20 protein-coding genes and 1 tRNA gene are annotated in these 24,789 nt (G+C 61.5%); 16 read left to right on the forward strand and 5 right to left on the reverse strand.

The annotated features are described in order from the left end of the window. The first annotated feature begins 1 nt into the window (after position 1). The 14 genes from PY254_RS09565 (at position 2) to gyrA (ending at position 18,824) form a co-directional block, all read left to right on the forward strand. Entirely contained in the window at positions 2 to 1,510 is a 1,509-nt protein-coding gene (locus PY254_RS09565; RefSeq protein WP_281011826.1) for an NADH-quinone oxidoreductase subunit M, read from the forward strand. 12 nt (positions 1,511 to 1,522) lie between these two features. After that, positions 1,523 to 2,977 (forward strand): NADH-quinone oxidoreductase subunit NuoN, encoded by a 1,455-nt coding sequence (nuoN, locus tag PY254_RS09570; protein WP_281011827.1) that lies wholly within the window; start codon positions 1,523 to 1,525, stop codon positions 2,975 to 2,977. Positions 2,978 to 3,054: 77 nt separating this feature from the next. Beyond that, positions 3,055 to 3,131, forward strand: a tRNA-Met gene (locus tag PY254_RS09575). A 196-nt stretch (positions 3,132 to 3,327) separates the two neighbouring features. After that, the gene (gene rimP / locus PY254_RS09580; RefSeq protein WP_281011828.1) at positions 3,328 to 3,849 is read left to right on the forward strand and encodes a ribosome maturation factor RimP; all 522 of its coding nucleotides are present in this window, start codon (positions 3,328 to 3,330) and stop codon (positions 3,847 to 3,849) included. Positions 3,850 to 3,953: 104 nt separating this feature from the next. Next, the gene (gene nusA, locus PY254_RS09585) at positions 3,954 to 5,459 is read left to right on the forward strand and encodes a transcription termination factor NusA (RefSeq protein ID WP_281011829.1); all 1,506 of its coding nucleotides are present in this window, start codon (positions 3,954 to 3,956) and stop codon (positions 5,457 to 5,459) included. Positions 5,460 to 5,591: 132 nt separating this feature from the next. Beyond that, positions 5,592 to 8,435 (forward strand): translation initiation factor IF-2, encoded by a 2,844-nt coding sequence (gene infB, locus PY254_RS09590; protein WP_281011831.1) that lies wholly within the window; start codon positions 5,592 to 5,594, stop codon positions 8,433 to 8,435. A 91-nt stretch (positions 8,436 to 8,526) separates the two neighbouring features. Further along, a complete protein-coding gene (gene rbfA, locus PY254_RS09595) occupies positions 8,527 to 8,910 on the forward strand; it encodes a 30S ribosome-binding factor RbfA (protein WP_281011832.1) in 384 nt (127 codons plus the stop codon). 28 nt (positions 8,911 to 8,938) lie between these two features. Further along, positions 8,939 to 9,865 (forward strand): tRNA pseudouridine(55) synthase TruB, encoded by a 927-nt coding sequence (truB, locus tag PY254_RS09600; protein WP_281011833.1) that lies wholly within the window; start codon positions 8,939 to 8,941, stop codon positions 9,863 to 9,865. 167 nt (positions 9,866 to 10,032) lie between these two features. Beyond that, positions 10,033 to 10,302, forward strand: a complete 270-nt coding sequence (rpsO, locus tag PY254_RS09605; RefSeq protein WP_281011834.1) for a 30S ribosomal protein S15 — start codon at positions 10,033 to 10,035, stop codon at positions 10,300 to 10,302. A gap of 86 nt (positions 10,303 to 10,388) precedes the next feature. Continuing rightward, positions 10,389 to 12,497: a polyribonucleotide nucleotidyltransferase gene (gene pnp, locus PY254_RS09610; RefSeq protein WP_281011835.1), complete on the forward strand. Its 2,109-nt coding sequence runs from the start codon at positions 10,389 to 10,391 to the stop codon at positions 12,495 to 12,497. 127 nt (positions 12,498 to 12,624) lie between these two features. Continuing rightward, on the forward strand, positions 12,625 to 13,746 hold the full coding sequence (locus PY254_RS09615) for a poly(R)-hydroxyalkanoic acid synthase subunit PhaE (protein WP_281011836.1): 1,122 nt from the start codon (positions 12,625 to 12,627) through the stop codon (positions 13,744 to 13,746). A gap of 12 nt (positions 13,747 to 13,758) precedes the next feature. Then, positions 13,759 to 14,826 (forward strand): class III poly(R)-hydroxyalkanoic acid synthase subunit PhaC, encoded by a 1,068-nt coding sequence (locus tag PY254_RS09620; protein WP_281011837.1) that lies wholly within the window; start codon positions 13,759 to 13,761, stop codon positions 14,824 to 14,826. A 51-nt stretch (positions 14,827 to 14,877) separates the two neighbouring features. Next, positions 14,878 to 15,897, forward strand: a complete 1,020-nt coding sequence (mtnA, locus tag PY254_RS09625) for an S-methyl-5-thioribose-1-phosphate isomerase (protein WP_281011838.1) — start codon at positions 14,878 to 14,880, stop codon at positions 15,895 to 15,897. A 311-nt stretch (positions 15,898 to 16,208) separates the two neighbouring features. After that, a complete protein-coding gene (gyrA, locus tag PY254_RS09630) occupies positions 16,209 to 18,824 on the forward strand; it encodes a DNA gyrase subunit A (RefSeq protein WP_281011839.1) in 2,616 nt (871 codons plus the stop codon). A gap of 197 nt (positions 18,825 to 19,021) precedes the next feature. Here gyrA and PY254_RS09635 read toward each other — a convergent pair whose 3' ends face one another. Continuing rightward, on the reverse strand, positions 19,022 to 19,504 hold the full coding sequence (locus PY254_RS09635) for a peroxiredoxin (RefSeq protein WP_281011840.1): 483 nt from the start codon (positions 19,502 to 19,504) through the stop codon (positions 19,022 to 19,024). A 137-nt stretch (positions 19,505 to 19,641) separates the two neighbouring features. Between PY254_RS09635 and PY254_RS09640 the strand changes: the two genes are divergently transcribed. Both PY254_RS09640 and PY254_RS09645 read left to right on the forward strand, forming a co-directional pair. Beyond that, positions 19,642 to 20,094 carry an Hsp20/alpha crystallin family protein gene (locus tag PY254_RS09640; protein ID WP_281011841.1) on the forward strand — a complete coding sequence of 151 codons (453 nt, stop codon included), beginning with the start codon at positions 19,642 to 19,644 and terminating at the stop codon, positions 20,092 to 20,094. 68 nt (positions 20,095 to 20,162) lie between these two features. Then, a complete protein-coding gene (locus tag PY254_RS09645; RefSeq protein ID WP_281011842.1) occupies positions 20,163 to 21,065 on the forward strand; it encodes a DnaJ C-terminal domain-containing protein in 903 nt (300 codons plus the stop codon). Positions 21,066 to 21,123: 58 nt separating this feature from the next. Here the strand turns inward: PY254_RS09645 and pilH are convergent, their stop codons facing one another. The 4 genes from pilH to lpdA form a co-directional block, all read right to left on the reverse strand. Further along, positions 21,124 to 21,489 carry a twitching motility response regulator PilH gene (gene pilH / locus PY254_RS09650; protein WP_281011843.1) on the reverse strand — a complete coding sequence of 122 codons (366 nt, stop codon included), beginning with the start codon at positions 21,487 to 21,489 and terminating at the stop codon, positions 21,124 to 21,126. A gap of 69 nt (positions 21,490 to 21,558) precedes the next feature. After that, positions 21,559 to 22,557 (reverse strand): acrylyl-CoA reductase family protein, encoded by a 999-nt coding sequence (locus tag PY254_RS09655; RefSeq protein ID WP_281011844.1) that lies wholly within the window; start codon positions 22,555 to 22,557, stop codon positions 21,559 to 21,561. Between the two features lie 21 nt (positions 22,558 to 22,578). After that, positions 22,579 to 23,175 carry an LOG family protein gene (locus PY254_RS09660; protein ID WP_281011845.1) on the reverse strand — a complete coding sequence of 199 codons (597 nt, stop codon included), beginning with the start codon at positions 23,173 to 23,175 and terminating at the stop codon, positions 22,579 to 22,581. A 173-nt stretch (positions 23,176 to 23,348) separates the two neighbouring features. Continuing rightward, on the reverse strand, positions 23,349 to 24,773 hold the full coding sequence (gene lpdA / locus PY254_RS09665; RefSeq protein ID WP_281011846.1) for a dihydrolipoyl dehydrogenase: 1,425 nt from the start codon (positions 24,771 to 24,773) through the stop codon (positions 23,349 to 23,351). Positions 24,774 to 24,789: the final 16 nt, after the last annotated feature.

Here is a 24,789-nt window from a genome sequence, read left to right on the forward strand (position 1 = left end):
CATGTTCAATCATTTGCTCAGTTTGTTGATCTGGCTTCCTGTCCTCGGTGCGATCCCGGTGCTGCTCGCCGGTTCGGCCCGCCCGAACCTGGCGCGCTGGTTGTCGCTGCTGGTGGCGGTGCTGACCTTCGTGGTCAGTCTGTCGCTGCTGGTGCAGTACGACCCATCCGGCAGCGCCATGCAGTTGGTCGAAAGCCACCTGTGGATTGCCTCGTGGGGCGTGCATTACGGCTTGGCGGTCGACGGTATTTCGGTGGCACTAATCGTGATGACCACCTTCGTCGGCATCCTGGTGATCGCTGGTGCCTGGGAAGTCATCCAGGACAAGCCGCATCAGTACATGGCGGCGATGCTGATTCTGGAAGGCCTGCTGATCGGCGTGTTCTGCGCCACCGACGCGCTGCTGTTCTATGCGCTGTTCGAGGCGATCCTGATTCCGATGTTCATCCTGATCGGTATCTGGGGTGGCCCGCGGCGCGTGTATGCGACGCTGAAGTTCTTCATCTACACGTTCTTCGGCTCGGTCTTCATGCTGATCGCGCTGCTGTACCTGTACCAGAAGGCGCACACGTTTGATCTGGCCACGCTGGCGGCGCTGCCGCTGACGATGAAGGAGCAGACCTGGATCTTCTTCGCGTTCCTGATCGCATTTGCGATCAAGGTGCCGATGGTGCCGGTGCATACCTGGTTGCCGGATGCGCACGTCGAGGCGCCGACCGGCGGCTCGGTGGTGCTGGCGGCGGTGATGCTGAAGGTGGGTACCTACGGCATGCTGCGCTTCATTCTGCCGATCGTGCCGGATGCGGGCGCCCACTTCGCGTGGATCGTTATCGTACTGAGCCTGGTTGCGATCGTTTACATCGGTTACGTGGCACTGGTGCAGGAGGACATGAAAAAGCTGGTGGCGTACTCGTCCGTGGCGCACATGGGCTTCGTCACGCTGGGTATCTTCATGGCGTTCATGCTGGTGCGCGATGCCGGCAATACCAACATGGCCACGCTCGGCATGCAGGGCGCGATGATCCAGATGATTTCGCACGGTTTCGTTTCCGGCGCGATGTTTACCTGCATCGGCGTGATGTACGACCGCATGCATACCCGCGCCATCAAGGACTACGGTGGTGTCATCAACGTGATGCCGTGGTTCGGTTTCTTCTACGTGCTGTTCGCGATGGCCAATTGTGGCTTGCCGGGTACCAGCGGCTTCGTCGGCGAATTCATGGTGATCCTGGCCAGTTTCAGCGCCAACCCGTGGATTGCATTGTTTGCTGCCTTCACCCTGATCATCGGCGCCGGTTACACGCTGTGGTTGGTCAAGCGCGTGCTGTGGGGTGACATCACCAATCCGCACGTGGCCGAGATGAAGGAAATCAACGGTCGCGAAACCTTCGTGCTGGCGTCCTTTGCCGCCGCCGTGCTGGCGCTGGGTATCTGGCCGCAGCCGCTGGTCCACCTGATGGACAGCTCGGTGGCGCAGTTGGTGCAGCAGCTCGCCATTCACAAGATTTGATCGGGACCGAACATGCCAACAATGAATGACATCCTGATCCTGTTGCCGGAGTTCTATCTGGTGGCGGCGGTGTGCCTGCTGCTGCTGATGGACGCCTTCATGAAGCCCGCGCAGCGTCCGCTGCTGCACTGGATTTCCATTGCCGTGCTGCTGGTCGCGATTTATCTGGTGATTGCCGGTCAGCCACCGCAAGCGGTAAGCGCGTTCGGCGGCATGTTCCTGCGCGATGACGCGGCCGAGATCCTGAAAGTGTTCGTGCTGGGCACGACGGCGATGGTCTTTGTCTACGCGCGTCCGTACCTGATCGACCGCAAGCTGCTCGGCGGCGAGTTCTACACGCTGATGATCTTTGCAGTGATCGGCATCATGCTGCTGGTCTCGGCCGGCAACCTGGTAACCATCTATCTGGGTCTGGAACTGCTGTCACTGTCGTCGTATGCATTGGTGGCGCTGAACCGTGACGCGAAGCTGCCGCCGGAAGCGGCGATCAAGTACTTCGTGCTGGGTGCACTGGCTTCGGGCATGTTGTTGTACGGCATGTCGATGGTCTACGGCGCTTCCGGCATGGGCGGCACGCCAACGCTGGAGCTGTCCCAGTTGCACAACGTGATGAGTTACACCACGTCACCCACGCTGCTGCTGTTCGGCCTGATCTTCATGATCGTGGGCATCGGTTTCAAGCTGGGTGCGGCACCGTTCCACATGTGGATACCGGACGTGTATCAGGGCGCGCCGACGCCGGTCACCACGTTCATCGCGTCGGGTTCGAAGCTGGCCGCGTTCGGTATGGCCTGGCGCCTGCTCGATGGCGGCATGGGCGATCTTTCGCATCACTGGCAGTTGATGCTGGCGGTGTTGGCGGTACTTTCGCTGGCGATCGGAAACCTCGTTGCGATCGTGCAGACCAACCTCAAGCGCATGCTGGCGTATTCGACCATTTCGCACATGGGCTATCTGCTGCTGGGTCTTGCGGCAGCCGGTCCGGAAGGTTATGCAGCGGCGATGTTCTATGCGATCTGTTATGCGCTGATGGGCGTGGCTGCATTTGGCGTGATGCTGGCGATGAGTCGGGCAGGGTTCGAGTGCGAGGAAATCGCCGACATCAAGGGACTCAACCAGAAGTCGCCGTGGATGGCTTTCCTGATGCTTCTGGCAATGTTCTCGCTGGCCGGTGTGCCGCCGCTGTTCGGTTTCTGGGCCAAGGTTCTGGTACTTGAAGCAGCGATTCATGCAGACATGCTGTGGCTCGCGATCGTCGGTGTGGTGTTCGCCATCATCGGCCTCTATTACTACCTGCACGTGGTCAAGGTGATGTACTTCGACAAGCCGGTTGAAGGCAGTCAGTTGCAGGCACAGGCCGACAAGCCGTTGCGCGTGGTGTTGTCGATCAACGCGCTGTCGCTGTTGGTGTTGGGCTTGTACTGGGGACCGTTGCTGGGCTGGTGCCGTCACGCGTTTGGTCTGTGATATTTCGATTGTTGGTGTTGTTGCGCGATTGAGGCTTGCAAGAAACCGGCCACCCCGGTAAACTCTTCGGACTCTGATGCGGGGTGGAGCAGTCTGGCAGCTCGTCGGGCTCATAACCCGAAGGTCGCAGGTTCGAATCCTGCCCCCGCTACCAGATCTTTCTTGTTGCAAGAAAGCCTCCTCGTGAGGCTTTTTTGTTGGGCGCACGGAGGCGTCGTGCCTGGCAGCTTCGGCAGTCAAGCGCACCGGAAAGAGCTGTACGAGGAGGAACATCGGCGTGATAAGGAAATGGGCCGTTGGAGCCCATTTTTTGTTTCTGCTGTTCGGCGGAGTGAGTCGGGAAGACGATCATGGATACACAGGTACTGGCACAGCGCTTTACCGAGGTACTGACCGATCTGGGTCTGGAATGCCTTGGTGTGGAGTTCAATCCGTCGCACGGGCAGAGTACGCTGCGCGTTTATCTGGACTTGTTGAGCAAGGAAACCGCTGACGGCGAACGTCGCGAAGTCGGCATCGAGGATTGTGAAACGGCGAGCCGCGAATTATCCGCCTTGCTGGACGTGGAAGATCCGATTCCGGGCAATTACGTGCTGGAGGTTTCTTCGCCGGGGCTTGATCGCCCGTTGTTTACGGCCGAACAGTTTTCGCGAGTTGACGGTCAGGAAGTGAAATTGCTGCTGCGGGCGCCGCTGGAAGGTCGTCGTCGTCTGCGCGGCAAGCTGGTTTCGGTGGCTGGAGAGCACATCGTGCTGGAAGCCGAAGGCAAAACGTTCGAGTTCGATCATTCGTTGGTGGAAAGTGCGCGAGTGGTGCCGGATTGGGTAGCGCTGGGTTATGCGCCGCAACCCAAACCCGGCGGCAAGAAATAAGTCATTGCGGTCATTCATGGCCGCGTTCCAAGTTTTTGCGTTGCGGGATGGACGCAACAATTCAACCATCGGTGTCCGCACAGGGTGCCTACGGAGTTGCAGTAATGAGCAAAGAACTTTTGCTGGTCGTCGATGCAGTCGCCAATGAAAAGGGCGTGCCGGAAGAAGTGATTTTCGAGGCGATGGAGGCCGCACTGGCTTCAGCCGCGAAGAAGCGCTATCCCGACGAAGAACCGGATGTTCGCGTGTCGATCAATCACGACACGGGCGAGTACCAGACCTTCCGTCGCTGGGAAATCATCGCCGATGACGGCGAAATGGAAGATCCATCCTTCCAATTGCGCCTGATGGACGCGCTCGATGAGCGCGATGACGCGCAGGTCGGCGAGTACATCGAACAGCAGGTCGAGAACGCCGAATTCGGTCGCATTGCCGCGCAGGCCGCCAAACAGGTGATCGTGCAGCGCGTGCGCGAAGCCGAGCGCCAGCAGGTGGTGGATGCGTTTGCTGATCGCGTGGGCGAGCTGGTTACCGGCATCGTCAAGCGTGTCGAGCGCGGCAATATCTATCTGGATCTGGGTAGCAACGCTGAAGCCTTCATTCCGCGCGACAAGACGATTCCGCGTGAGTCGGCTCGCGTGGGTGATCGCGTGCGTGGTTATTTGTATGAAGTGAAGTCCGAAGCGCGTGGCCCGCAACTGTTCGTGTCGCGCGCTGCGCCGGAATTCATGATCGAATTGTTCAAGCTGGAAGTACCGGAAGTCGGCCAGGGCCTGGTCGAGATCAAGGGCTGCGCCCGCGATCCGGGTGACCGCGCCAAGATCGCCGTGCTGGCGCATGACAGCCGTACCGATCCGATAGGCGCCTGCATCGGCATGCGCGGTTCGCGTGTGCAGGCGGTGTCCAACGATCTCAATGGCGAGCGCGTCGACATCATCCTGTGGCACGAAAACCAGGCGCAGTTCGTGATCAATGCGATGGCGCCGGCCGAGGTGCAGTCCATCATCATGGACGAGGAAAAGCACTCGATGGATATCGCGGTGGCCGAGGACAAACTGTCTCAGGCGATTGGTCGCGGTGGCCAGAACGTGCGCCTCGCCAGCAAGCTCACCGGCTGGCAGCTCAACGTGATGACGCAGGACCAGGTCACCGCCAAGAGCGAGTCCGAACAAGAGGCTGCTCGTCAGTTGTTCATGGACAAGCTCGAAGTTGATCAGGAAATTGCGGTCATTCTGGTGCAGGAAGGTTTTTCCAGCATCGAGGAAATCGCCTACGTGCCGAGCGCCGAGCTGCTGGCCGTGGAAGGCTTCGACGAAGACATCGTCGAAGAACTTCGCGCCCGTGCCCGCGACGCTTTGCTGACCGAGGCACTGGCGGTGGAGGAGGGCGTGGACGACCATCAGCCTTCTGACGAACTGCTGGCGCTTGAAGGGATGGATGAGGCTACCGCTTACGTGCTCGCCTCTCGTGAAGTCACGACGGTCGACGATCTGGCGGATCTGGCGGTGGATGACCTGATTGATATCGAAGGCATGGACGAAGATCGCGCGGCAGCGCTGATCATGGCCGCACGAGCGCCGATGATCGCGCAACTGGAGAAAGGCGGCTAACCGCGGACGGCAACACCCTGGATGGGTGTGCCGCGAAAGGCTTCTGACGAAGCTTTTCACCAAGGATGGAGGTGGCGGTAGTGATAATGCCGCACAGACGATAAGCGCGGGAACGGCGGAGCAAAGAACACGATGTCGGACGTCACGATCAAACAACTCGCCCAGGTGCTGGGTATGCAGGTCGACAAGTTGCTGACGCAGCTTGGCGAGGCAGGCATGAAATTTTCCGACCAGGAACAGGTCATCAGCAGCACCGAGAAGGTGAAACTGCTGGGCTTTCTGCGTCGCACGCATGGCAAGAGCGAGGCGGTAGCTGAAGTCGATGACAGCGCTCCGCGGCAGATCACGCTGAAGCGACGTACAGTCGGCGAGCTGAAAGTCGCCACCCCGGGCGGACGCGGTGTGGCCGCGACGGCGAAGACTGTCAACGTCGAAGTGCGCGCCAAGCGTACCTACGTCAAGCGCAGCGTGATCGCCGAAGAAGCGGGTGCCGAGCCGGAGCGCGAAGATGCCGTGCGCAAGCTGCAGGAATCGCAGCAGCAGCGTGAGCAGGAAGAGCGCGAACGTCACGAGGCCGAGCAGCGCCGCGAGGCCGAAGTACATCAGCGTGCGCAGGAAGAGCAACAGCGCAAGGCCGAGCAGCAGCAGAGTGAGGCTGCCGCCGCGGTGGCGGCTGCTGCCGAGCCCGTTGTGGCGGCAACGCCAGTGGAGCCGGTTGCCGTTGTGGCCGAGCCGGTTGCCGCCCCCACCAGCGCGGTGGAGACGCCTGCCGACGACACATCGACCGTGCAGCGCATGGATCAGCGCGAACTAGGCATGATCCTGCCGCGCATTCATGAACCGCGCAAGCGCGAGAAGCTGGTCAAGCCGGTGGCACCGCCCGCGGCGACGCCAGCTCCTGCTCCGGCGCCGGTGCGCGCGGCTGCGGCAACGACCAATGCTGCTGCTCCGGCAGCGGCAGGCAGCAGCGATGCTCGCGGCAAACCCAAGCATTCGCGTGAGCGTGCCGAAACACCGGGAAACAAGGAAGATCGGGAAGCCGGCAAGCGTTTTGCCGGTGGCCAGATGCACCTGAGCGAAGCCGATCGTGCCCGTCGTTCCTCGTCCAGTGGCAAACGTGGCAAACCCACCCGCCATGGCGGTCGTGAGATGTCGCGTAGCAGCGGCAGCACGCCGACGGGTCCGCATGGTTTTTCGCGGCCCACCGCACCGGTGGTGCGTGAAGTGGTTGTCGGCGAAACCAATGTGGTCGCCGACCTGGCCCAGAAGATGGCGGTCAAGGGTTCGGAGGTGGTCAAGGCGCTGTTCAAGATGGGCGTGATGGCGACCATCAACCAGACCGTCGATCACGACACCGCCGTGCTGGTGGTCGAGGAACTGGGCCACACGCCGGTGGCCGACAATCAGAACAATGCCGAGGAAACGCTGGCGGCACATACCCAGAGCGTCGAACTGGATGGCGAAAAGGTTGCTCGCCCGCCGGTGGTAACCATCATGGGTCACGTCGACCACGGCAAGACCTCGTTGCTGGATTACATTCGCCGTACCAAGGTCGCCTCGGGCGAAGCCGGTGGTATTACGCAGCATATCGGTGCGTATCACGTGGAAACGTCGAAGGGTGTGATCACCTTCCTCGATACGCCCGGACATGCCGCGTTTACTTCGATGCGTGCCCGTGGCGCACAGTCCACCGACATCGTGATCCTGGTGGTCGCTGCCGATGACGGCGTGATGCCACAGACCGTAGAAGCGGTGAAGCATGCGCGCGCCGCCAAGGTGCCGCTGATCGTCGCGGTCAACAAGATGGACAAGGACGGCGCCAATCCCGACAACGTCAAACAGGGTTTGGTGAAGTACGAAGTGGTGCCGGAAGACTGGGGCGGCGACGTCCAGTTCATTCCGGTGTCGGCCAAGACCGGCGCCGGCGTCGAGGATCTGCTCGATGCGATCTCGGTTCAGGCCGAAGTGATGGAGTTGCGTGCCGTTGCAGACGGCCGTGCCTCGGGCGTGGTGATCGAATCCAGTCTGGATCGCGGTCGCGGCCCGGTGGCTACGGTGCTGGTGCAGCAGGGCACGTTGAAGAAGGGCGACTTCATTGTCTGCGGCATCGAGTACGGCCGCATGCGTGCCTTGATCGACGAAACCGGCAAGCAGGTGACCGAAGCCGGTCCGTCGATTCCGGTGCAGGTATTGGGCTTGTCCGGTGTGCCGGAAACCGGCGACGACTTTGTCTGCGTCGAAGACGAGCGTTTGGCCCGCGAAGTGGCGCAGGAGCGTGAGCTCAAGCGTCGTGAAACGCGCATGGTCAGCAAGAGCAACCGGCTTGAAGACATCATCGCCAAGATGGGTCAGGGCGTGGAGCAGCAGACGCTCAACATCCTGGTCAAGGGCGATGTGCAGGGCTCGGTCGAGGCGCTGCGTGAGTCGCTGACCCAGATCGGCAACGAGCGGGTTCGTGTCAACGTGGTCGCCTCCGGTGTTGGCGGCATCAACGAATCCGACGCCACGTTGGCGGCGGCCTCGAAGGCGCTGGTCATCGGCTTCAACGTGCGTGCCGATGCGTCGGCACGCAAAGTGATCGAAACCAGCGGTCTTGACGTGCGTTACTTCTCGATCATTTATGACGTGATCGATCAGGTCACCCAGGCGGCCACCGGCCTGCTCGGCATGGAAGTGCGCGAAGACATCATCGGCCTGGCCGAAGTGCGCGATGTGTTCCGCAGTTCCAAGTTCGGCGCCGTGGCGGGTTGCATGGTCACCGAAGGTCACGTCAAACGCAGCAAGCCGATCCGTGTGCTGCGTGACAACGTGGTGATCTTCGAGGGCGAACTGGAATCGCTGCGCCGCTTCAAGGAACTGGTCGACGAAGTGCGCAACGGCATGGAGTGCGGCATCGCCGTCAAGCAGTACAACGACGTCAAGCCGGGCGATCAGATCGAGTGCTTCGAACGCACCGAAGTGGCACGCACGCTTTAAAGCAGAAACGAGTGTGCAGAAGTGAGGAATGAGTGAGAGCCTGGCTTTCCCTCTTTTCTCACTTCTCTCCACTCTCTATTGAGATTTTTCCATGCCTTCCCGCGATTTCAAACGTACTGACCGTATCGGCGCCGAGTTGCGTCGCGAGCTTGGCTTGCTGGTGCACGCGGCCGTGCGTGATCACGGCTTGCCGTCGGTCAGCGTGTCGGACGTGGAAATCACCCGTGACCTGGACTGGGCCACGGTATGGGTCACCGCCTTGATGCCCGAGCAGGGCCTGCCGGCGGTGAAGGCGTTGAATGAGATAGGCCACGAAATTCGCCACGCGCTGGCGCACAGCGGCATGCGCATGCGCCGGGTGCCGGAATTGAAGTTCAAGTACGACGATTCAGTGGACAAGGGTGAGCGAATCGAATCGCTGCTGCGCGAGCAGGCACGCACCATCGCTCCGCCGGACGGCGACCAGCAGGACTGAGTCGCTTGCCTCAGGTATGGCTGAAACGATGAGTCGCGAGTCCCGTATCCAGTTCCGTGATCTGCACGGTATTGTCTTGCTCGACAAGCCACTGGGCCTGAGTTCCAACCAGGCGTTGCAGGCGGTGCGTCGGCTGTTGCGTGCGTCGAAGGGCGGCCATACCGGCGCGCTTGATCCACTGGCTACCGGTTTGCTTCCCTTGTGTTTCGGCGAGGCCACCAAATTGGCCGGCAGCCTGCTTGGCGCGCGCAAGGCGTATCTTGCTGAATGCCGATTGGGCATCACCACCGACTCGGCGGACAGCGAAGGCGACTTGGTTTGCCAGCGTCCGGTGCCAGCGCTTGATGATGCGGCGATCGAGGTTGCGCTGAGCAAGCTGCGTGGGCGCATTCTGCAGGTACCGCCGATGTATTCGGCGCTGAAACTCGAGGGCGAGCGGCTTTATGCCAAGGCGCGGCGGGGCGAAATCGTCGACGTGCCGGCGCGTGAGGTCGACGTGCATCGCCTGGAGCTGCTCGGGCGTGCCGGTGACAACTTGCGGCTGCTGGTGGAATGCGGCTCGGGTACTTATATCCGCTCGCTGGCGGTGGATCTGGGTGAGGACCTCGGTTGCGGTGCCCACCTGACCGCGTTGCGGCGAATCTGGGTGGAGCCGTTCCGCGAGCCGCAAATGGTGACACTGGAACAGCTGGAACAGGCGGCAGAACAGGGTGATGAGGCCTTGCTGGCGTGGCTGCTGCCCGTATCGGCGGGTATCTCGGATCTTCCGGTAATGCATCTGGACGAAGCACAAAGCATGGCCATTTCACGTGGCCAACAGATCAATTTGCCGGGATTGCCGGAAATCGGCCGCTGCGCCGCCTATGCCAGTGACGGTGGGTTATTGGCGTTGCTGGAACCGGATGAGCAAGGGCGGGCTCGCGTCATTCGGGGCTTCAACCTGCCGCCGGGCTGACTGATTTGGCCCCAAAAGGCCGCGCGCACTTGTTGTAACAGCACTCCGGTCAGTAGAATAGACAAGTTATTTCAACGCTTTCACTCAACTAGGCGAAGCTTGCGCTTGCGTCATCGCCGATGATGCAAGCGCAAGCTTCGCATCGCCTTATCAAGGAAACGTACTCCATGTCCCTTACTGCAGAACAGACTGGCAAGATCATCGCTGATTTTGGCCGCGTGCCGAACGACACTGGCTCGACCGAAGTGCAGGTTGCACTGTTGTCCGCCCGTATCGACCATCTCACCGGCCACTTCAAGGAGCACAAGCAGGATCACCATTCCCGCCGTGGCCTGCTGAAGCTGGTCAATCAGCGCAAGCGTCTCATCAGCTATTTGAAGGACCGCGATCTGGCGCGCTACCAGACCCTGATCGAACGCCTCGGCCTGCGTCGCTGATTCGCGCGTGCGTTCATTCGTGAACGCAAAGATCAAGAAGCGCCCGACCGCGGGCGCACTTCTCAATCAGATCAGGAATTAAGCACGTGGCAAAAGTAACCAAGTCATTCCAGTACGGTAATCACGAAGTCACACTGGAGACGGGCGAAATTGCCCGCCAGGCATCCGGTGCGGTCATGGCCAGCATGGGCGGCACCGTGGTGCTGGTCACCGCCGTGGCCGCGACCAAGCAGAAGGAAGGTCAGGATTTCTTCCCGCTGACCGTCGACTACGTCGAGAAGTTCTATTCGGCCGGTCGCATTCCCGGTGGCTTCTTCAAGCGCGAAGGCCGTCCGACCGAGAAGGAGACGCTGACTTCGCGTCTGATCGATCGTCCGGTGCGCCCGCTGTTCCCGGAAGACTTCAAGAACGAAGTGCAGGTGATCGCCCAGGTCGTCTCGCTGAACCCGGAAGTTGACGGCGACATCGTTGCGCTGCTCGGCGCCTCCGCGGCACTGAGCCTGGCCGGTATCCCGTTCAAGGGCCCGATCGGCGCAGCACGCGTCGGTTACGCGAACGGCAAGTACCTGCTGAACCCGACCGCCACCGAGCTGAAGACCTCCGAGCTGGATCTGGTGGTTGCCGGTACCGCTGGCGCGGTGCTGATGGTCGAGTCCGAAGCGCAACTGCTGTCCGAGGATGTGATGCTCGGCGCGGTCATGTTCGGTCACCAGCAGATGCAGACTGCGATCCGTGCGATCGCTGAACTGGCCACCGAGGCAGCTCGTCCGTCGTGGGACTGGAAGGCTCCGTCCGTCGATGCTTCGCTGGTGGCCGCCGTCAAGGGCGCGGTCGGTGATCAGCTGGCTGCCGCTTTCGCGGTGCGCGACAAGCTGGAGCGTCGTGACGCGATCTCCGCCATCAAGTCCGATGTGCTGGCTGGCCTCAAGGCACAGGCCGAAGAGAACGGCTGGTCTACCGGCGCGATGGCCAAGGAATTCGCCGAGCTTGAATACCACACCATGCGCGACAGCGTGCTGAAGACCAAGGTGCGCATCGACGGCCGTCAGCTCGACGACGTGCGTGCGATCACCGCCCGCGTCGGCGTGTTGCCGCGCACGCACGGTTCGGCACTGTTCACCCGCGGCGAAACCCAGGCACTGGTTGTCATCACGCTGGGCACCACGCGTGACGCGCAGATCATCGACGCACCGGGTGGCGAGTCGAAGGACCCGTTCCTGTTCCATTACAATTTCCCTCCGTTCTCGGTCGGTGAAGCGGGTCGTTTTGGTGCGCCGAAGCGTCGCGAGATCGGCCACGGTCGCCTCGCCAAGCGCGGCGTGCAGGCGGTCAAGCCGAGCATCGAGGAATTCCCGTACGTTGTGCGCGTGGTCTCGGAAATCACCGAGTCCAACGGCTCCTCGTCGATGGCTTCGGTGTGCGGTTCCTCGCTGGCCATGATGGACGCGGGCATTCCACTGAAGGCTCCGGTGGCCGGTATCGCCATGGGTCTGGTCAAGGAAGGCAACGACTTCGTCGTGCTGTCCGACATCCTCGGCGACGAAGATCACCTCGGCGACATGGACTTCAAGGTAGCCGGTAGTGCCGAAGGCATCTCCGCGCTGCAGATGGACATCAAGATCGACGGCATCACCGAAGAGATCATGAAGGTTGCGCTGGCTCAGGCCAAGCAGGGTCGTCTGCACATCCTCGGCGAAATGGCCAAGGCGCTGACCGAAGCCCGCACCGAGATGAGCGAGTTCGCGCCGCGCCTGATCACCATCAAGATCCATCCGGACAAGATCCGCGAAGTGATCGGCAAGGGTGGCGCGACGATCCGTTCGATCACCGAAGAAACCGGCACCACGATCGACATCACCGATGACGGCACCATCATCATCGGTTCGGTCAATCGCGAGGCGGGTGAAGCGGCGAAGAAGCGCATCGAGCAGATCACTTCCGACGTCGAGCCGGGTCGCATCTACGAAGGCAAGGTCGCCAAGCTGATGGACTTCGGTGCGTTCGTGACGATCATGCCCGGCAAGGATGGTCTGGTGCACGTGTCGCAGATTTCCGATGAGCGGGTCGAGAAGGTTTCCGACAAGCTGAAGGAAGGCGACATCGTCAAGGTCAAGGTGCTGGAAGTAGACAAGCAAGGTCGTATCCGTCTGTCGATGAAGGCGGTAACCGAGGACGAACGCGCCGCTGGCGTCTGAGTTCCCGCTTTGACAGCAGCAAGATGAAGAAGGCCCGGCTTACGTCGGGCCTTCTTCGTTATGGTCGCGATGATTTTGCATGGTGGCGATTTGCTAGGATGGTGGAACCGTTGAAGAGGATGTACCGATGGCCGATCCCGCAAGTGATTTCATGAAGGACTATCAGGCGTTGGCACAGCAGTCGTGGGACTCCTGGACGCGGCAGCTCCAGCAGCAACCTGCAGCGAATCCGTTTGCACCGCCGCCGTCACAGGCCACCGGTGGAGATACGCTTGAACGCACGCTGGCTGGCCTGAAAGGGTATTTCGACTGGATGCAGAATGCTGCAAGCAGCGGTGTCAGTAATCGGCCATCCAACGACTGGCAGCAGCAGTTGCAACAGATGTTCGGCGGTGCCAGCCAGCCTTTCGCGCAGGCTTTTGGCGGTATCGACAGTGCCGGCGCGCAGAGTTTTGCCCGACAGTGGCAGTCATGGTCGCAGGCAGCTCAGCGCAGCGGCTTCGGCGACATGCCGGGAGCGCACGGCCCGACCCCGGCCTTCGGCATGGATCGCGAACAGCAGATGCAACAGCAGGAGCTGGGCATGGCCATGCTGGCGTCGATGCAGGCGTCGGCCAAATATCAGGAGCTGATCCAGCGCGCCAATACGCAAGGCATGCAGCGCTTGCAGCAAAAGCTGGCTGAACATGCCGCGCCGGGCCGGCAGGTCGATTCGCTGAAGGGTCTATACGACCTGTGGGTGGATGCGTCGGAGGAAGCTTATGCGGGCATCGCGTTGTCCGACGAGTTCCGCGTTGCTTACGGCGAGATGGTCAACACCCAGATGCGCGTGCGCCAGCTGCAGCAGAAACAGACCGAGCAGCTGTGCCAGCAATTGGGTGTGCCCACGCGCAGCGAGGTGTCGAGCCTCGGTGAACGGCTGCAGGCCTTGCGCCGCGAGTTCCGCGCAAGCCAGACGGGTGATGGCAGCGATCACACTGGCGAGATCATGGCTTTGCGACGAGAAGTAGCTGCGTTGAAGCGCCAACTGGGCAACGCTGTTCCCGCCAAGCCTGCAGCGAAGAAAGCCGCTCCCGCGCGAGCACCCGTGGTCACGAAGAAATCTGCACCGGCGAAGAAGCCTGCAGCAGCAAAGAAGCCTGCACCGGCGAAGAAGCCCGTAGCAGCAAAGAAGCCTGCTGCGGCGAAGAGTACGCGCAAGTCTGCTGCAGCATCCAAATCCACGGCCACCGCGCGCAAGCGCAAATAAAGGAGCGTCGCCATGCAGACCCCCATGCACATCGACCCGACCAAGGCGCTGACCGACATGGCGGCATTCCAGCGCAAGCTGGCTGCCGGCATGGCCAACCTGCGCGGCATGCGCGAGCCCGAATACGCCAATACGCCACGCGAGCTGGTCTACCGCGAGGACAAGCTCAAGGTCTGGCATTTTACTGGTCACGGCAAGACCACTTCGAAGACGCCGCTGCTGATCGTCTATGCGCTGGTCAACACGGTGTGGATGACCGATCTGCAAGCCGATCGCTCGATGGTGCGCAACCTGCTGGAGCAGGGTGAGGACGTTTACCTGATTGACTGGGGCTATCCCGATGGCGCCGACCGCTGGCTAACGCTGGACGATTACATCAACGGTTATCTTGACCGCTGCGTCGACGCGGTGCGTGCGCGCCACGACCTGGATGCGATCAACTTGCTGGGCATCTGCCAGGGCGGCGCGTTTTCGCTGTGCTACACGGCGCTGCACGCGGACAAGGTTAAAAACCTGATCACCATGGTGACCCCGGTGGATTTCCACACGCCCGACAACATGCTGTCGAGCTGGTGTCGCAACATGGACGTGGACTTGTTTGTCGACACCATGGGCAATATTCCTGCCGGGCTGATGAACTACGTCTACCTCACACTCAAGCCGGTGCGACTGAATCAGCAGAAGTACATCGGCATGGTCGACATCCTCGACAACCCGGCCGAGCTGGAGAATTTCCTGCGCATGGAGCGCTGGATCTTTGATTCACCCGACCAGGCGGGCGAAGCGTTCCGCCAGTTCATCAAGGATTTCTACCAAGGCAACAAGCTGGTCAAGGGCACGCTGGAGATCGGCGGCCAGAGCATTGATCTGGGCATGATTACCCAGCCGGTGCTGAACATCTTTGCCGAGCAGGACCATCTGGTTCCACCGGATGCCTCGCGCGCGCTGGGCAAGCATGTGGGTACCACCGATTACACCCAACTGGCGTTCAAGGGCGGTCACATCGGCATCTATGTTTCCGGTCGAGCCCAGCGCGAGGTGCCTCCGGCGATTCACCAGTGGCTGCGTCAACGCAGCTGAACGTACTCGCCTGTCGTGCGCAATCACGGCGCGGCAGGCGATAATGGATGGATGAAACCATCTGCTGATACCCACGATTCCATCCGCGCCGTGCAATGGCGCGGTGATCATCTGCGTCTGCTTGACCAGCGTCTGCTTCCCGCCGAGGAAAGCTGGATCGCCTGTCGGGATGCCATGCAGGTGACCGAAGCGATCCGCAACCTTGCCGTGCGCGGAGCGCCGGCGATCGGCATTGCGGCGGCCTGGGGTGTGGCAATGGCGGCCCAGCAGGGTGTTCCGCTGGAGCCGGTATTGGCGACCTTGCGTGCCGCACGTCCCACTGCGGTGAACCTGATGTGGGCACTGGACCGCATGAAGAAACGCATCGCTGCGGGTGCCGGCGCTGACGAACTTTTGCGTGAAGCGCAGGCGATTCAGGACGAAGATCTGGCCGCCAATCGGAAGATGGGCGAGTTGGGGGCGTCGCTGATCACAGCTGGCTCGGGCGTGTTGACCCACTGCAATACCGGCTCGCTGGCCACGGCCGGCTACGGCACCGCGCTTGGCGTGATCCGCGCTGGCGTGGCCAACGGGCGGATCGCCCGCGTTTACGCCGGGGAAACCCGCCCATGGCAGCAGGGTGCGCGACTGACCATGTGGGAATTGGTGCGCGATGGTATTCCCGCCCAACTGATCGCCGACTCTGCCGCCGCTCATCTGATGAAGTCCGGTGCGGTGCAATGGGTGATCGTCGGCGCCGATCGGATCGCGGCCAACGGTGACACTGCCAACAAGATCGGCACTTATCAATTGGCGATTGCAGCGAAATACCATGGCGTGAAATTCATGGTGGTGGCACCGTCCTCGACGGTCGACATGGCTACCGGCACGGGCGAGGAAATCGAGATCGAATTGCGCGATGCAGCTGAGTTGTTGAGCACGGCGGGAAGGCGCACGGTCGTCGAAGGTGCACAGGCGTGGAATCCTGTCTTCGATGTGGCGCCGGCAGAACTCATTGATGCCATCGTGACCGAACGTGGCGTGATCGAGCGTCCGAACAGCCTTGCCATGCAGGCGATGTTCGGCTGGTAGGCGTGCCATCACAGGCTGATCTGAACGCTTGCAGAGACCCTTCGGCCGCACCATTCGCGGCCGGCGCAGCCGTTGGCCCGACTGCGTGTCAGCCGCTTTCATCGGTGTTGCGCTGATCAATATTTAAGCAACCTGCAGGGTGCTGCGCGTGCGTCGCGAGTGACGCATGTAAATCATTGATTGCAAAAGATTAAATACTGTCGTTTTAGGTGCTGTCGTGCTACACTTTACCGGTTGATTTCGGGTCACTTGCGCACGCGCTGGAGGCGCGGCGCCAGCGTCCTTTTTTTTGTCATCAAGGAAGCCGATTCATGGCAGAACTCGCCAAAGAAATCATTCGCGTCAACATCGAAGACGAGATGCGCCAAAGCTACCTCGATTACGCCATGAGCGTGATCGTGGGCCGCGCACTTCCCGATGTACGTGATGGTCTGAAACCCGTGCATCGTCGTGTGCTGTTCGCGATGAGCGAGCTGGGCAACGTCTGGAACAAGCCGTACAAGAAATCGGCGCGCGTGGTCGGTGACGTGATCGGTAAATACCATCCGCACGGTGACCAGTCGGTTTACGACGCGATCGTGCGCATGGCGCAGCCGTTTTCGCTGCGCTACATGCTGGTCGATGGCCAAGGCAACTTCGGCTCGGTTGACGGCGACAACGCGGCGGCCATGCGATACACCGAGGTGCGCATGTCGCGCCTCACCCACGAGCTGCTGGCCGACATCGACAAGGACACCGTCGACTTCGGTTTCAACTACGACGAGAGCGAGCGCGAGCCGCTGGTGCTGCCGTCGCGCGTGCCGACCTTGCTGGTGAATGGTTCATCCGGCATCGCGGTTGGCATGGCCACCAACATCCCGCCGCACAATCTCAACGAAGTCATTGCCGCGACGATCGCACTGATCGATGAGCCCGCGCTCAGCATCGACGATCTGATGCATTACATCCCGGGTCCGGACTTCCCGACCTACGGCATCATCAACGGTTCGTCCGGCATCATCGAGGCGTACCGTACCGGTCGTGGCCGCATTCTGGTGCGGGCCAAGGCCGAGATCGAGACCGAAGCCAATGGCCGCGAAACGATCCTCATCCACGAACTGCCGTACCAGGTAAACAAGGCGCGGCTGATCGAGAAGATCGCCGAGCTGGTCAAGGAAAAGAAGCTCGAAGGCATCAGCGAGCTGCGCGACGAGTCCGACAAGGACGGCATGCGTGTGGTCATCGAAATCCGCAAGGATGCGATGGGCGATGTGGTGCTGAACAACCTGTTCCAGCAAACCCAGATGCAGGTGACCTTCGGCATCAATATGGTGGCCCTGCTGGATGGCCAGCCGAAGTTGCTTAACCTCAAGGACATTCTCGAGGCGTTCATTCGCCATCGTCGCGAAGTCGTTACCCGGCGCACCATCTTCGAACTGCGCAAGGCACGTGCCCGCGCGCATATCCTCGAAGGTCTGACGGTGGCGCTGGCCAACATCGACGAAATGATCGAGTTGATCAAGACCTCGGCCTCGCCAGCGGAAGCACGCGAGCGCATGCTGGCGCGCAAGTGGCAGCCGGGCATGGTGGGCGCGCTGCTTTCTGCCGCCGGTGCCGATGCCTCGCGTCCGGAAGACATGGACCCGCGTGAAGGCCTGAAGGCCGACGGCTACCAGTTGTCCGAAGTGCAGGCCCAGGAAATCCTGGCGATGCGCTTGCACCGTCTGACCGGGCTGGAGCAGGAAAAGCTTTCCGACGAATACCGCCAGATCCTGGAGGCGATTCGCGCGCTGATCGAGATTCTGGAGAACCCGAACCGCTTGCTGGAAGTGATCCGCGAAGAACTCGAAGCGATCAAGGCCGAGTTCGGCGATGCACGCCGCACGGATATCCAGCATTCGCAGGAAGACCTCAATGTACTCGATCTGATCGCGTCGGAAGACGTCGTGGTCACGCTGTCGCACACCGGTTACATCAAGCGCCAGCCGGCCAGCACGTATCGCGCGCAGAAGCGGGGTGGCAAGGGCCGTTCGGCTTCCGCACTGAAGGATGAGGATTTCGTCGAGCAGCTGTGGGTGGTCAATACGCATGACACCTTGCTGGCCTTTACCAGCATCGGTCGCGTCTACTGGCAGAAGGTCTACCAGATTCCGGAATCCGGCCCCGGTGCGCGCGGCAAGCCGATCATCAATCTGCTGCCGCTGGGCGAGGGCGAGAAAGTACAGGCGGTGTTGCCGATCCGCGAGTATGCGGAAGATCGCTTTGTGTTCTTCGCCACCAAGCACGGTACGGTCAAGAAAACCCCGCTGAACGAGTTTGCGTTCCAGCTGCAGAAGGGCAAGCTGGCGATCAAGCTGCATGACGACGATGCGCTGGTCAATGTGGAAATGACTGATGGCAACAGCGACATTCTGTTGTTCGCTTCGAACGGCAAGGTCAATCGTTTCGACGAGAACACCGTGCGTTCGATGGGTCGTACTGCGGCTGGTGTGCGCGGGATGAAGCTGATTGGCGGGGCCGAGGTGGTGTCGCTGATCGTCGCGGCGGAAGGCGATATTCTCACCGCCACCGCTCGTGGTTACGGCAAGCGCACCGAGTTGGTCGAGTTCACCAAGAAGGGGCGTGGTACGCAAGGTGTCATTGGCATCCAGTGTTCCGAGCGCAATGGTCCGCTGGTCGGTGCGGTGCAGGTCACCGAGGCGCACGAGCTGATGCTGATTTCGGATCAGGGCACGCTGGTGCGCACCCGTGTCGCCGAAGTTTCGCAGCTCAGCCGCAATACCCAGGGTGTCACCCTGATCAAGCTGCCGGCTGACGAGACCCTGGTCAGCGTGATGCGGCTGGATGCGGAAGAGGACAATGCTGAGGATGTGATGGTCGCCGACGACGCCAGTCCATCCAGCCACAACGACGCCGCAGCCATCGAGCCAACCTCGACTGACGAGTGAGTTTGATGCCAGCGTGAAATGAAAAGAGCCCCGGCATGCCGGGGCTCTTTTTATCTGGGTGTTTGACGGCTGCTGGCATGGGTGGTTGCAGGAGCGCCGGGAATCTATAGGTTCCATTTTGCCGGCTATAGCTCAGATTCCCCAATCAGGACGACTGCCCCCAGGTTGCCGGAGAACCCATCCGCCGGCTTCCCACGTCAGCCGCCAACAAGGGCCAGTATCGCTTCGGCACTGGTAACGCGAAACTCACCGGGGGCTTCCAGCTCCAGCAAGCGCACTACGCCGTCCTCCGCATACAGGGCGAAGCGGCGAGCGCGCAGGCCCATGCCGAAGGCAGTGCCGTCCAGTTCCAGTCCCAGGGCCCGGGTAAAGCTGCCGTTGCCATCGGCCAGCATCAGCAAGCCAGCGGGAACCTGTTGCGATGCGGCCCAGGCTTGCATCACGAAGCCGTCGTTGACGGCCAGACACATCACCGTGATGCCGCTTTGGCGGAACGCATCGAAATGCTCCGTGTAGCCGGGCAGGTGTTTGTTCGAGCAGGTCGGCGTGAATGCGCCGGGCACGCCGAACAGCACGACCTTGCGTCCGGCGAACAGTGCGCCGGTCTGTGCTGGCTTGATGTCGCCATCGATGCACTGCAGGCTGACATCGGGAATCGTTTCGCCGGGTTGAATGCTCATTGCGGATCTCGGTGGGGGATAGGTGAGCCTCCATGCTAAAGCGACGGCTGCCGGCTTGTCGCCTTGAATCGTCGGCGAGCGTACCTATTTTCTCCGTCAGGCGGTAATCCACCGCAATCTGTTCGAGGAGAGTCGCAATGAATCTGAATCGTCACGGTATCTGGAACACAAACCATGGTCTGCCCGAGGAACTTCGTCAGGCATTCGACCGTTTCCTGCAGCCGGAAGACGGCGATGCATCCAACGTGGTCACCAGTCAGTGGGCGCCGCGCGTGGATATTCGCGAAGACGAGCAGCGCTTCGTGATCCTGGCCGATATCCCCGGCGTGGACCCGGCGCAGATCGAAGTGAGCATGGACAAGGGCATCCTCACCATCAAGGGCGAGCGCGAGCCCGGTGGCGTGGAAGACAGCGGCAAGTTCACCCGCGTCGAACGTGCGCGGGGTGCTTTCCATCGTCGTTTTGGGCTGCCCGACAGCGCCGACGCCGATGGCATTACCGCCACCGGCAAGTTGGGTGTGCTGGAAATCGTGATACCGAAGAAGGCGCAGGCAACGCCGCGACGCATTACCATCAACGCAAGCCACTGAGTTTGTAGAGGGCTGTGCCGCGGCGGAGTTGATCCGCCGCGGGTTTTGGGTGAGTCGGGGAGTGGCAAGTGGAATTCAAAGATTATTACGAGATTCTGGGTGTGAAGCCCGATGCCAGCGAGGCCGAGATCAAGGCGGCGTATCGCAAGCTCGCGCGCAAATACCACCCGGACAAGAACAAGGAGGCCGGCGCCGAGGAGAAATTCAAGGCAGCCAACGAAGCCAACGAGGTGCTCAAGGATGCCGAGAAGCGGCGTTCCTACGATCAGCTGCGTGCCGGTGGATATCGCCAGGGTGAGCAGTTCCGGCCGCCGCCGGGCTGGCAGGGTCAGCATGGTGGCGGTGACGACGGCGATTTCAGCGATTTCTTCGAAAGTTTGTTCGGACGCGGCGGCGCGGCGGGCGGCCATCGCGGCCAGCCGCGCCCGCGTCGGGGTCAGGATGTGCAGGCCTCGGTGCAGATCGAGTTGCAGACTGCATTCGATGGTGGCCGCACGCGGCTGTCAATGTCCGATCCAAGTGGCGGCGAGCGCGTACTGGAAGTGAAGATTCCCGCGGGCATCCAGCCAGGACAGGTCATTCGCCTGTCCGGCCAGGGTCAGCCAGGCATGGGTGGCGGTCCCAAGGGCGATCTCCTGCTGGAAGTCGGCATTCGTGAAGACGCGCGCTTCCGCCTGGAAGGCCGCAACGTGGTGCATGTGCTGCCGATCACGCCCTGGGAGGCGGCGCTGGGCGCCTCGGTGCCGGTGCCGACGCTGGCGGGCACGGTCGACCTGCGTATCCCGGTTGGCTCGCAGTCGGGGCGAAAGCTGCGTCTCAAGGGCCGGGGCATGCCAGGTTCCCATCCCGGCGATCAACTGGTGGAGTTGTCCATCCGCACACCGCCGGCGGAGACCGACAAACAGCGCGCCGCTTACGACGCCTTTTATGCAGCCTTCAGCGACTTCAATCCACGCCAGTCGGCGGGCTGATTCGCCAATGAAAAACGGCGCCTCTCGGCGCCGTTTTTCATTGCCTTTGGGCAACAGCTCAGTTCGGCAGGAATTCCTGCAAGGCCTTGACCAGTTCCTCTTCCTTGATCGGCTTGGTCACATAAGCCTTGGCGCCCTGGCGCATGCCCCAGACCTTGTCGGTTTCCTGATCCTTGGTGGTGACCAGGATGATCGGGATATGCGCCGTATCGGCGTTCTTGCTGATCGTGCGGGTTGCCTGGAAACCATTCAGGTTCGGCATGACCACATCCATCAGGATCAGGTCGGGCTTTTCTGCCTTGGCCACTTCCACGCCAGCGGCGCCGTCTTCGGCGGACAGGGTTTCATGCCCGAGCTTCTCGACGATTCGCTTGATGCCAAGCAGCTGTGACGGAGAATCGTCGACGATCAAGATGCGTGCCATAGAAAAATAGTCCCCTGCGAGTTTCGTTGATTCTAAGCTGTGGTGATGGTACTTCCAAGCGCGGCTACGTCAAACCGTGCTGTCGATACATACCAGGGTGCGGCCGAAGGATTCGCCTGCGAGCATACGCCCAAAGCTGCCCGGTAGTTGGTCGAGGCCGACTTCGCGTGTGGCGATGCGTTCCAGATGGCGTGGCTTCCAGTCGCTGGCCAGATGTTGCCAGATGCGGTCACGCAGCTCGCGGGCGGTGCCGGCGGAGGCAATGCCGAGCAGGCTGGCGCCGCGGATGATGAACGGCATCACGGTGCTATCGAACGTGATGCCGCCGGCGTTGCCGCAGAGAGCAACATTGCCATACGGGTTGATCAGCGGCAGCAGTCCACTCAGCATCGCACCGCCCACGTTGTCCAAGGCGCCGCCGAAGCGGGCTGAATCCATGGGCTTTCCGCTGAAGCTGAGCTGGTGGCGGTCGATACATTCGCGTGCACCCAGCGCGTGCAGGCTGTCGAAATGGTCGGCTTTGCCGCTGATGGCATGCACCTCGTAGCCGGCGCGGCTGAAGATGTCGATGGCCAGCTGGCCCACACCGCCGCTGGCGCCGGTCACTGCGATCGGACCCAGTGCCGGTGTTTGCCGGTTGTCCTGCATGCGCAGCAAGGCCAGCGCGGCGGTGAAGCCGGCGGTGCCGATGATCATGCTTTCGCGCAGGCTGAGGCCGGCTGGCAGTGGAATGGTCCAGCGTGCGTCCAGTCGGGCGTATTCGCCATAGCCACCGTCGCGTGTCTCGGACAGGCCGCTACCGGTGCACAGCACCGCATCACCTTCCTTGAACGATGCATCGGTGGACGCGACCACATGACCGGCCACGTCGATGCCGCCGTTGAGGGGATACTGGCGCAGGATGCGGCCCTTGCCGGTGCCGGCCAGCGCATCCTTGTAGTTGATCGACGAGTACGCAACCTTGATCAGCACCTCGCCGACCGACAGTGCATCGATAGTCATCGGCTCGATGCCGGCACGGTAGCCAGCCTCGTCGTTGTGGATGCGGAAAGCGCGAAAAGCATTCATGGCGGTGTTCCGGAGGTGCGGTCAGGCGTCGACGCTTCGCGTGTCGATCCATTTCGGTACGTAGCCACCTTGATAGTCCTGCATCCAGTCGAACAGCGAGGCCATGCTGTCGCCGAACCAGATGCTGTCGCGTTGCTCGGCACGCACGAAGTTTTCCTCGACCATGTGCTGCATCATCTGGCGCAAGTCGCGGTAGTAGCCGCGTACGTCGAGGAATGCGCACGGATAACGATGCAGGCCCAGTTGCGCCCAGGTCAGCATCTCGAACATCTCGTCCATGGTGCCGAAGCCGCCGGGCAGGGCGACGAAGGCATCGGACAGTTCGTACATGCGCGTCTTGCGCTGGTGCATGGTTTCGACCACCACCAGTTCACTCAGCTGGGGATGGGCAACTTCCAGTTCGACCAACTGGCGCGGAATCACGCCGATCACGTTGCCACCACCTGCCAGCACGGCGTCTGCCACCACACCCATCAACCCGACTTTCCCGCCGCCATAGACCAGCGCAATGCCACGCTTCGCCATTGCGGTGCCGAAGGCATGAGCCTGCTCACGATATTCAGGATGCCGGCCGCTGCTGGAGCCGCAGTAAACGCAAATGGCGGTGGGTTGGGGCATGAAATTGCCTGAGCCAGAGAGGTGGGTAGGAGCCCGTCAGCGGGCGATGCGGTTACGGTGATGTTCCATCGTGCATCAGAGCAGAAGCATCGCTCGCTAGCGGACCCCTACCCCGGAACACATCGGCCCGCTCATGTCGCCACGAGCGGGCCGATGTAGTTGCGCAGAGTCGATCAGTTGCCCTTGTGGATGGCGCGCTTGTCGACCGACAACGCGGCCTCGTGCACGGCTTCGGAGAGGGTCGGGTGCGCGTGGATGATGCGTGCCATGTCTTCGGCCGAGCCCTTGAACTCCATTGCGACGACGCACTCGGCGATCAACTCGGAGACGCCCGGGCCAACCATGTGCACGCCGAGGATGCGGTCGGTTTCGGCGTGGGCAATCATCTTGACCATGCCGACCGCCTCGTTCATCGCCACGGCGCGGCCGATGGCGGCGAACGGGAAGGTGCCCACCTTGTACGGCACGCCTTCTTCCTTCAGCTGCTTCTCGGTCTTGCCGGCCCAGGCAATTTCCGGCTCGGTGTAGATCACCCACGGGATCGTGTCGTAGTTGACGTGACCGGCCTTGCCGGCAATCCACTCGGCCACCGCCATGCCTTCCTCGAAGCCCTTGTGCGCCAGCATCGGCCCGCGCACGGCGTCGCCCACGGCCCAGACGCCATCGACGCCGGTGTGACAATGCTCGTCCACCGCGATGCGACCGCGCTCGTCCAGCTTTACACCACAGTCGTCGGACAGCAGATCGGCGGTGTAGGCGCGACGGCCCACTGCCACCAGCAACTTGTCGACCACCAACTGATGTTCGCCGTCCTTGTCGGTGTAGGTGAGGTGGACTTCATTCTTTTTGACTTCGGCCTTGGCCAGCTTCGCACCGAGCTTGATGTCCAGCCCCAGCTTGCCGAGTTCCTTCAGCGCGACCTTGGCGACATCCGCGTCGGCGGCACCGAGGAAGTCGGGCAGCGCTTCCAGCACGGTCACTTCGGCACCCAGGCGACGCCACACACTGCCCAGCTCCAGACCGATCACGCCGGCACCGATCACGCCCAGCCGTTTCGGCACTTCGGTGATGTCGAGCGCGCCGGCGTTGTCGATGATGTACTTGCCGTCGAACTTGGCGAACGGCAGCTCGATCGGCACCGAGCCGGAGGCCAGGATAACGTTGACGGCGCTGATGGTCTGCTTGGCGCCATCGTTGCCGGTGATCTCGACTTCGTTCCCCTTCAGCAATTTGCCCTTGCCGAAGAAGCTGGTGATCTTGTTGACCTTGAACAGCTGTGCCACGCCACCGGTGAACTGCTTGACGATCTTGTCCTTGCGGCCAATGAAGGTGCCCAGGTCGACCTTGGCGTTCTCCACCGTGATGCCGTGCACTGGCAGATTGTGCGCGATGTTGTAGAACTGCTTGGACGAATCCAGCAGCGCCTTGGACGGGATGCAGCCCACGTTGAGGCAGGTGCCGCCAAGTGCTGCCTTGCCGTCCTTGCCAGCCCACGCGTCGACTACAGCGGTCTTCAGACCAAGCTGTGCAGCGCGGATCGCGGCGTGGTAGCCGGCCGGGCCGCCACCGATGACGATGACATCGAATTTGTCGCTCATGGCTAAATTTCCTTGT

This window comes from Rhodanobacter sp. AS-Z3, assembly GCF_029224025.1.
Lineage (GTDB): Bacteria > Pseudomonadota > Gammaproteobacteria > Xanthomonadales > Rhodanobacteraceae > Rhodanobacter.